The sequence below is a fragment of the Pseudomonas sp. K5002 genome, from assembly GCF_013386655.1.
GTDB lineage: Bacteria > Pseudomonadota > Gammaproteobacteria > Pseudomonadales > Pseudomonadaceae > Aquipseudomonas.
Genome location: NZ_JACARK010000150.1, coordinates 1 through 8,932 on the forward strand (window position 1 = coordinate 1; position 8,932 = coordinate 8,932).

Annotated in this window: 10 protein-coding genes; 7 read left to right on the top strand and 3 right to left on the bottom strand. The window is 61.7% G+C overall.

Annotated features, from left to right (window positions below):
• The 4 genes from HX846_RS08520 to HX846_RS08535 all read left to right on the top strand — a co-directional run.
• Positions 1-735, top strand: a 735-nt coding sequence (locus tag HX846_RS08520; RefSeq protein WP_178965250.1) for a class I SAM-dependent methyltransferase, incomplete at its 5' end; no start/stop codon positions are given.
• Between the two features lie 19 nt (positions 736-754).
• On the top strand, positions 755-1,945 hold the full coding sequence (metK, locus tag HX846_RS08525; RefSeq protein WP_003216863.1) for a methionine adenosyltransferase: 1,191 nt from the start codon (positions 755-757) through the stop codon (positions 1,943-1,945).
• A gap of 143 nt (positions 1,946-2,088) precedes the next feature.
• Positions 2,089-3,774, top strand: coding sequence for an NAD-dependent DNA ligase LigB (ligB, locus tag HX846_RS08530; protein ID WP_256739797.1), 1,686 nt, complete (start codon positions 2,089-2,091; stop codon positions 3,772-3,774).
• Positions 3,775-3,855: 81 nt separating this feature from the next.
• Positions 3,856-4,251: a DUF1090 domain-containing protein gene (locus HX846_RS08535; RefSeq protein ID WP_008434082.1), complete on the top strand. Its 396-nt coding sequence runs from the start codon at positions 3,856-3,858 to the stop codon at positions 4,249-4,251.
• A 7-nt stretch (positions 4,252-4,258) separates the two neighbouring features.
• On the opposite strand, the gene HX846_RS08540 is transcribed toward HX846_RS08535, so the two are convergent.
• Positions 4,259-4,708 (bottom strand): cytochrome c, encoded by a 450-nt coding sequence (locus HX846_RS08540; RefSeq protein WP_008434083.1) that lies wholly within the window; start codon positions 4,706-4,708, stop codon positions 4,259-4,261.
• Between the two features lie 128 nt (positions 4,709-4,836).
• On the opposite strand from HX846_RS08540, the gene HX846_RS08545 reads away from it, so the two are divergent.
• Positions 4,837-6,006 (top strand): murein transglycosylase A, encoded by a 1,170-nt coding sequence (locus HX846_RS08545; RefSeq protein WP_178965251.1) that lies wholly within the window; start codon positions 4,837-4,839, stop codon positions 6,004-6,006.
• A gap of 140 nt (positions 6,007-6,146) precedes the next feature.
• Here the strand turns inward: HX846_RS08545 and HX846_RS08550 are convergent, their stop codons facing one another.
• Together HX846_RS08550 and HX846_RS08555 are read right to left on the bottom strand one after the other, a co-directional pair.
• Positions 6,147-6,533, bottom strand: coding sequence for an MAPEG family protein (locus HX846_RS08550; RefSeq protein ID WP_003216858.1), 387 nt, complete (start codon positions 6,531-6,533; stop codon positions 6,147-6,149).
• A 31-nt stretch (positions 6,534-6,564) separates the two neighbouring features.
• The gene (locus tag HX846_RS08555) at positions 6,565-7,398 is read right to left on the bottom strand and encodes an EamA family transporter (RefSeq protein ID WP_063026578.1); all 834 of its coding nucleotides are present in this window, start codon (positions 7,396-7,398) and stop codon (positions 6,565-6,567) included.
• Between the two features lie 155 nt (positions 7,399-7,553).
• Between HX846_RS08555 and HX846_RS08560 the strand changes: the two genes are divergently transcribed.
• Both HX846_RS08560 and HX846_RS08565 read left to right on the top strand, forming a co-directional pair.
• On the top strand, positions 7,554-7,694 hold the full coding sequence (locus HX846_RS08560) for a hypothetical protein (RefSeq protein ID WP_178965252.1): 141 nt from the start codon (positions 7,554-7,556) through the stop codon (positions 7,692-7,694).
• 157 nt (positions 7,695-7,851) lie between these two features.
• Positions 7,852-8,932: sodium:proton antiporter (locus HX846_RS08565; RefSeq protein ID WP_178965253.1), on the top strand; the 1,081-nt coding region annotated here is incomplete at its 3' end.

The window sequence follows — 8,932 nt, forward strand, 5'->3', positions numbered from 1 at the left end:
GAGCAACTGGGCGGCAAGCTGCACGCCGCGCTGCTCGAAGAAATAGACAGCCTGGCGCTGCCGGCTGACGTGCAGTCGCGCATCAGCCAGGTGCACGGGCAACGTGCTGCCGCCAGCCAGGACTTTTTCTCACGGGTAGCCGAGAAGTTTCGCGCCCAGCAGGATCTGATCGCCGGCTTGGCGCAATACCGCGAAAGCGTGCTGGCACTTTTGGACAAGCTGAGCTTCAGTGATGAGGCTACGGCGGTCGAAGTGGGCCCGGGTGATGGCGGCTTCCTGCCGGAGCTGGCGCGGCGCTTTCATCAGGTCACGGCGCTGGACAACAGCCCGGCGATGCTGGAGCTGGCCCGCCAATTGTGTGAGCGCGAAGCGCTGGGCAATGTCCACCTGCAGTTGGCGGACGCCCTGAATGACACCAGCCTGCGGGCCGATTGCGTGGTGCTGAACATGGTCCTGCACCATTTCGCCGCCCCGGCAGACGCCCTCAGGCAGATGGCAAATTTGCTGCAACCAGGCGGCAGCCTGTTGGTCACGGATTTATGCAGCCACAACCAGAGTTGGGCCAGGGAAGCCTGCGGTGATCTCTGGCTGGGTTTTGAACAGGACGATCTGGCCCGTTGGGCCACCGCTGCGGGACTCGTTCCCGGGGAAAGCCTCTATGTAGGTTTACGTAATGGTTTCCAGATTCAGGTCCGCCATTTTCAGCGGCCGGCTGGCGACACTCACCATCGGTAAATATCAGGAAAACATCGAGATGAGCGAATACTCCCTTTTCACCTCCGAGTCCGTGTCTGAAGGGCATCCGGACAAAATCGCCGACCAGATCTCTGACGCGGTGCTGGACGCCATCATCGCTGAAGACAAGTTCGCCCGAGTGGCGTGCGAGACTCTGGTGAAAACGGGCGTGGCGATCATCGCCGGCGAAGTCACCACATCTGCCTGGGTAGACCTGGAGCAGATCGTGCGTGATGTGATCATCGACATCGGCTACAACAGCTCCGACGTCGGCTTCGACGGTGCGACCTGCGGCGTGATGAACATCATCGGCAAGCAGTCCCCTGACATCAACCAGGGTGTCGACCGTGCCAAGCCTGAAGATCAGGGCGCCGGCGACCAGGGCCTGATGTTCGGCTATGCCAGCAACGAAACCGACGTGCTGATGCCGGCACCGATCACCTTCTCCCACCAGTTGGTGAAGCGCCAGGCCGAAGCCCGTAAATCCGGTGCATTGCCATGGCTGCGCCCGGACGCCAAGTCCCAGGTGACCTGCCGTTATGAAGGCGGCAAAGTCGTCGCCATCGACGCGGTGGTACTGTCGACCCAGCACAACCCGGACGTTTCCTACGCCGACCTGCGCGAAGGCGTCATGGAGCTGATCGTCAAGCACGTGCTGCCTGCCGAACTGCTGACCAAGGACACCCAGTTCCACATCAACCCGACCGGCCAGTTCATCATCGGTGGCCCGGTGGGCGACTGCGGCCTGACCGGTCGCAAGATCATCGTCGACAGCTACGGCGGCATGGCCCGTCACGGCGGTGGCGCGTTCTCCGGCAAGGATCCATCCAAGGTTGACCGTTCGGCGGCCTACGCCGGTCGTTACGTGGCCAAGAACATCGTGGCCGCCGGCCTGGCCGAGCGTTGCGAGATTCAGGTGTCCTACGCAATCGGTGTGGCCCAGCCTACGTCGATCTCGCTGAACACCTTCGGTACCGGCAAGATCAGCGACGACAAGATCGTCAAGCTGGTGCGTGAGATCTTCGACCTGCGTCCTTACGCAATCACCACCATGCTCGACCTGCTGCACCCGATGTACCAGGAAACTGCGGCCTACGGCCACTTCGGTCGTACCCCTGAGCAGAAGACTGTCGGCAACGACACGTTCACTACGTTCACCTGGGAAAAGACCGACCGTGCCAACGACCTGCGTACTGCCGCCGGCCTGTAATCGTCCTACGGTGTACACAAAGCCCCGGCGTTCTGTTCAAGCGAGCAGAAACATCGGGTAAAAAGCCTCGCGGTTGCGGGGCTTTTTTATGCCCGCGGGGATGGCTTAGGCTGGGCGCCCTTTTCAGAGCAAGGATGCTCATGATGACGTCACTTATGCGCTGGCTGTTTTTCCTTTTACTCAGCTTCTCGCCGCTCACTGCGTGGTCGCAGGGGTGCCCCGACTGGGAGGCCGATCACGCCCGGGCCCAGATCAGCACCCTGGCGCAACAAATCCGCTTGTGGGATGACAGCTACCACCGGCTCGGCCAGTCATTGATCAGCGATGAGCTGTATGACCAGGCCAGCCAGCGCCTTGCCCAATGGCGCAGGTGTTTCACTCCCTCCGCCCCAGTCACGGACGACCCGCTGGGCAGCTCGCGGGGCACGACCGCCCACCCGACGCCCCACACCGGCCTGGAAAAACTGCTGGACGATAACGCCGTGCAAACCTGGCTGGGGACTCGCCAGGACGTGTGGATCCAGCCCAAGGTCGATGGCGTCGCCGTCACGCTGGTTTACCGCAAGGGCCGGTTGAGCCGGGTCATCAGTCGCGGCGATGGCCGGCTGGGCCAGGATTGGTCAGCCTCCGCCCGCCGGATTCCGGGGATCGTGCAGCAACTGCCCGAGCCCGTTGACCTGTTGTTGCAGGGCGAACTCTATTGGCGACTGAATGACCATGTGCAAGCTGCCAAAGGTGGCCTCGGCGCCCGCGGCAAAGTGGCCGGGCTGATGAATCGCCGGCAGTTGAGCGACGCCGAGGCCGCCAATATCGGTCTGTTTGTCTGGGCCTGGCCCCAGGGCCCTGATGACTTTTCCGAGCGGCTGAGCCAACTGGCGCAATGGGGCTTCACCGACAGCGGGCGCTACAGCCACCCGATCAAGGACATGACCGAAGCGGCGCACTGGCGCAGCTATTGGTACAGCCACCCGCTGCCCTTCGCCAGCGACGGCGTGGTATTGCATCAAGGCCAGCGGGCCCCGGCCGAGCGCTGGCGGGTCAGCGCGCCCTACTGGGCGGTTGCCTGGAAGTACCCGGTGGCCAAGGCATTGGCCCATGTGCGCAAGGTGCACTTCAAGATTGGCCGCACCGGGCGCATCACCTCCATCCTGGAGTTGGAACCGGTACTGCTCGATGACCGGAAGATCAGCCGGGTCAGTGTCGGTTCCCTGAAACGCTGGCGGGAACTGGATATCCGTACTGGCGACCAGGTCTCCATCAGCCTCGCCGGGCACGTCATCCCCCGCCTTGACCGCGTCATCCTGCGCAGCCAGCCACGGGCCGAGTTGCAGGTCCCGCAGGCCAGGGACTTCCACCCCTTGAGTTGCTGGCAACTGGCCCCGGGTTGCGAAGAACAGCTGCTCGCGCGCCTGACCTGGCTGAGCGGCGCCCAGGGCCTGGCCCTGCCACACATCGGCCGCGAAACCTGGAACACCTTGATCCAGGCCGGCCTGATCGACGGCCTGCTCGATTGGTTAACCCTGGATGAGGCAGAGCTTGCTAACATTGATGGCTTCGGCGAACGCAGCAGTGCGCGTTTACTCGACAGCTTGCGCAGCGCCCGGCAGCGACCGTTCGCGCAATGGCTGATGGCCCTGGGAGTACCGCCCACGGCCCGCAACAATCTACAAGGCGGCTGGCAAACCCTGGCCGCCAGAGACACTCAAGCCTGGCTGGCCGAAGACGGCATAGGCCCGGGTCGCGCGGCGCAACTGAGCGCCTTTTTTCGCGACCCGCAGGTGCTGGCCTTGAGTGAAACATTACGGGCTGCCGGGATAGATGGTTTTTGACCTCTGCCCGACGGCATTAACCGGTGCCGGCAGAATTCATCCTGCCCACCTGATTGCGACCTTGTTTGCCTTGGAGCCTTTATGAAATTTCTTGCACCTTTTGCCCTGTTGACCGTCGCTACCCTTATGTCCGCGCCATTGCTGGCAGCCGAGGAAGCTGCGCCACTCACAGGCTGCGCCGCCAAGCGCGAGTCCATCAGCACCCAGATCGAACAAGCCAAGGCCCACGGCAACAGTGAGCAACAAGCCGGCCTGGAAAAAGCCTTGAGTGAAGTCACCGCCAACTGCACCGATGCCTCCTTGAAAAAGGAGCGGGAAAACAAGGTGCTCGACGCCAAGCACGAAGTCAGCCGCCGTCAGGCTGACCTCGACAAGGCCATGAAGAAGGGTGATTCCGACAAGATCAACAAGCGTAAGGACAAGCTGGCCCAGTCACGCAAGGACTTGCAGGAAGCCCTGGACGAACTGGACAAGTAAGACGGCCTCAGTGATCGCGGAACTGTTTATGGCACGCGGTGCAGGCATCTTCGACTTTCTGCACCGCCGGCCCGAGGTTGCTGGCCTTGTAGGGCTGGACCTGGCTGGCGATCACCAGTTCACCGGTGGCCGTTTCAAGGTTTCGAGCCATTTCCTGGAAACGTGCCTGCTGCTGCCACACGTCGTCCTTGGCGCTGGTGTGGTCTTCTTCACGCACGCTCGGGAAATGTTTCCACGGTTCGTGGGACAACGCATCAAGCTTGACCGCGCCTTCGGCAAATTTGCCGCCGTCGAATGGAATGCGCCCACGCAACATGCCGCCCAGGTCTTCGCCGGTCTTGAGCATCTGCTTGAAAATGGCCTTGCGCTGGCCAAGGGGCGAATTCGGATCAACCCCGCCGCAGGCGGACAGTGTCAGGCAGGCCAGCAATACAACGGTCAGTCTTTTAAAAGTCATGATGGCTCAAGGTCACGGGAAACGGCGGCCAGTATCCTCGCCCCGCCCGCAAAGACCAATACCCCCATTAATAATAAGGGTTGCTCGAACGCCAGCCGATACGAGCAATCGCTTCAGGAATTTTGTGTATGAATACCCGTTTTAAGCCTTGGCGCCGCCTCGTGTGGGCCCTGCCAATGATCGCGCTGCTGGCCGGTTGCGACACCGGCAAGGACGAAAAAGCCAAGCCCCACGCCATTGCTACCTACGTCGGCACCACCTGGGAAAACCTGCCGGCCGTGTCGGACAGCGACCTGCAAGCCGGCTTCGAATCCTGGCGCAGTGCCTGTCAACGCCTCAAGGCTGACCCGGTATGGGGCGCGACGTGTGCGGCATCGGCCACCGTGCCGTCGACCGCAGTGGCGATTCGTGACTTCCTCAAGGCCAACCTCGACGTCTACGGCCTGCGCTCGGCAGACAACAGCCCCAACGGCCTGATCACCGGCTACTACGAACCGGTTTACCCCGGCAGCCTCACCGAAACCGCCACCGCCCATGTACCGGTGTTCGGCGTGCCGGATGACCTGATCATCGTCAACCTGGAAAGCATCTACCCGGAGCTCAAGGGCAAGCGCCTGCGCGGTCGCCTGGAAGGCCGGGTACTCAAACCCTATGACGACGCCAGCACCATCAACCACCAAGGCTCCACCGCCAAGCCCATCGCCTGGCTGACCAACCCGATGGACCTGCAATTCCTGCAGATCCAGGGTTCGGGTCGTATCCAACTGGCCGACGGCCGCCAATTGCGGGTGGGTTACGGCGACCAGAACGGTTACCCGTACCGCCCCATCGGCCGCTGGCTGGTGGAGCAGGGCGAGCTGAAAAAAGAAGACGTGACCATGGGCGCCATCGCGGCCTGGGCCAAGGCGCATCCGCAGCGTATTCCTGAATTGCTGGCAAGCAACCCCAGCTACGTGTTCTTCAGTGCCCGCCCCGACAGCAACGAAGGCCCGCGTGGCTCGCTGAACGTGCCGCTGACTGCGGGGTATAGCGTTGCGGTGGATCGCAAGGTGATTCCGCTGGGCAGCCTGTTGTGGCTGTCGACTACCCGACCGGATGGTGCGCCGATTGCCCGCCCGGTGGCTGCGCAGGATACCGGTGGTGCAATTACCGGCGAAGTGCGGGCCGACCTGTTCTGGGGAACCGGTGATGCCGCTGGTGAGTTGGCGGGCAACATGAAGCAGCAGGGCCAGATCTGGATGCTATGGCCCAAAGGCGCAGCGTTGCCAAAAGTGCCGGATGTGCCGACAGGCACCTGAAGAACACCAAGGTCTATGTGGGAGCGGGCTTGTGTGGGAGCGGGCTTGCTCGCGAATGCGGTGGATCAGTCGATACATCCGGTGACTGACTCACCGCATTCGCGAGCAAGCCCGCTCCCACACTTGAACAGTGTCAGGCTTCAGATCGAGACGAAGAAGAAGCTCGCAATCAACGCCATCCCTACCGCCCACACCACCGACCGCAGCATCGCCCAGTCCGCCAGGTAGCAGATGATGTAGAGCAACCGGCTGGTGATGAACAGCACCGCCAGGACGTTGATCGTCACCAGCGACGCAACGCCAGCCAGATGGGCAATGATCACCGCCGCCGCAAACGCCGGGGTCACTTCAAAGCTGTTGAGTTGCGCACTGTGGGCGCGCTTGGCAAACCCCTCGAGGGTGTCGAGGAACGCCCGCGGGTCATGGTTCTGCCGGGGCCCGAACTTGCCGCCGCTGAACTTGGCCACGCCCGTGCACAGGTACGGCAGAAAAATTGCGATCAACACACACCAGAAAGCGACTGTCATAACCCATTCCTTTTTTAGTTTTATCCGACGGTTAGAGTTTCATCACGAACATGCCGATCAGCACCAACCCACAGGCTATGAGCCGTGGGCGGCCGAAAGGTTCTTTCAGGTAACGCATGCCGAACAGCACCACCAGGATCACGCTGACTTCCCGCAGCGCAGCGGCTTCGGCAATCGAGCCCAACTGCATGGCCCAAAGCACCAGAGCGTAGCTCAACAACACGCACAACCCGACACTAAGCCCCAGCCTCCACTGCGTGCGCCAGAACAGCCCGAACGCTGCCCGTTTGCGCACCATCGCCAGCAACGGAAACGGCCATGCGCTTATCAGCGTCAGCCACACCAGGTAGTCCAGCGGGTGTGACCAACGGCGCAATGCCTGGCCATCGAGGAAGGTGTAGCAACCGATACACAAGCCGATCAACGCCACCACCGGCAGCATCGACCAGGGCAACCGGTCGCCACCGCCGCCCTGCCACAACAGGCACAGCATGCCGAACGGGATCAGCAGAATGCCGAGAATCTGCTGGGTACTGAGCACCTCACCGGCAAACACCAGCGTCAGCGCCAGCACCACCAAAGGCGACAAGCCGCGCATCAATGGGTACACCAAGCCCAGGTCACCCACGCGATAGGCCTGGATCAGCAGGTAGCGGTAGAGCAATTCAAACAACGCCGAGGCGATGATCCACGGCCAGATTTCCAGTGGCGGAAACGATACAAACCCCACCGCCAGCACCACAAACAGCAACGCCACCGTGTCCATGCACGCGATGACCAACAGGCGCTCGCCGCTGAATTTGATCAAGGTGTTCCACGTCGCATGCAACAACGCCGCTACCAGTACCAGAGCTGTTGCAATCACGGTGACTCCCCAGTCATAAAAAGCGGAATTGATTCGCCATATTTCAGCACCTGTTTATACTAAAGCCGACCACGCCGCACTCAGTTGCGCAAAGACCTGGACCAATAAATTTTTGCTGCTGCCCGATCTTCGCCGATCCGGGCGTCGGCCTGCGTATGCCTGATCAGAGCGTCACGATTACCGAAGGAGATCCTCGCCTGCCGCTCGGTGCCTGGATCGGCGGGATGGTGGTGGCGGCACTTTTGTTCATCGACCTGCAACGTCGTCGCCTTGCTGCGGTCAACGTAGCCAACTGATAAATGTGTTCTGTGTGGGAGCTGTCGAGCTTTAGCGAGGCTGCGATACAGGCGCTGCGGTCTTGCAGCCTCACCCAGGTAATGCCATCGCAGCCTCGCTGGGGCTCGACAGCTCCCACATATGATCTCTACTCACTCCTCCATCCAAGGACCCCGGATGCTTGAACTTGTCGCTGCGTTTATTTGCCTCACCACCCTGCTCACGTATGTGAACTACCGCTTCATCGGCCTGCCGCCCACCATCGGTGTGATGGTCACGGCACTGATGTTTTCCCTGCTGCTGCAAGGCTTGAGCTTTATCGGCTACCCCGGCCTTGAAGAGCGCATCCAGCAGTTGATCGGCCAGATCGACTTCGGCGACCTGCTGATGAACTGGATGCTCTCGTTCCTGCTGTTCGCCGGCGCCTTGCACGTCAACCTGAGCGACCTGCGCAGCTACCGCTGGCCCATCGGCCTGCTTGCCACCTTCGGCGTATTGATTGCCACGATGGTGATCGGCAGCCTGGCCTTCTACATCTTTGCCCTGTTCGGCTGGCACGTGAGTTTCCTGTACTGCCTGCTGTTCGGCGCGCTGATTTCCCCCACCGACCCGATTGCAGTGCTCGGTGTGCTGCGGACCGCCAATGCGTCGAAACCACTGAAAACCACCATCGTCGGCGAATCGCTGTTCAACGACGGCACGGCGGTGGTGGTGTTCACCGTGTTGCTGGGCATCGCGCAACTGGGCGAGACGCCTACGGTCGGCGCCACGGCCATGCTGTTTGCCCATGAGGCGATTGGCGGCGTGGTGTTTGGCGGGCTGATCGGCTACATCGTGTACCTGATGATCAAGAGCATCGAGCAGTATCAGATCGAAGTGATGCTGACCCTGGCCCTGGTGATCGGCGGCTCGGCGATGGCCACTGAACTGCACGTCTCGGCACCGATTGCGATGGTGGTGGCGGGCCTGATCATCGGCAACCTCGGCCGCAAGCTGGCGATGAACGACATGACCCGGCGCTACCTGGACGGTTTCTGGGAACTGCTCGATGACATGCTAAACGCCCTGCTGTTTGCGCTGATCGGCATGGAACTGCTGCTGTTGCCGTTCAACTGGCTGCACGTGTTGGCCGCCAGTTTGCTGGCCGTGGCAATCCTGTTGTCACGCCTGCTGACGGTGGCCCCGGCGATCCTGCTGCTGCGCCGCTGGCGCACGGTGCCCCGCGGCACCATCCGCATCCTCACCTGGGGTGGCTTGC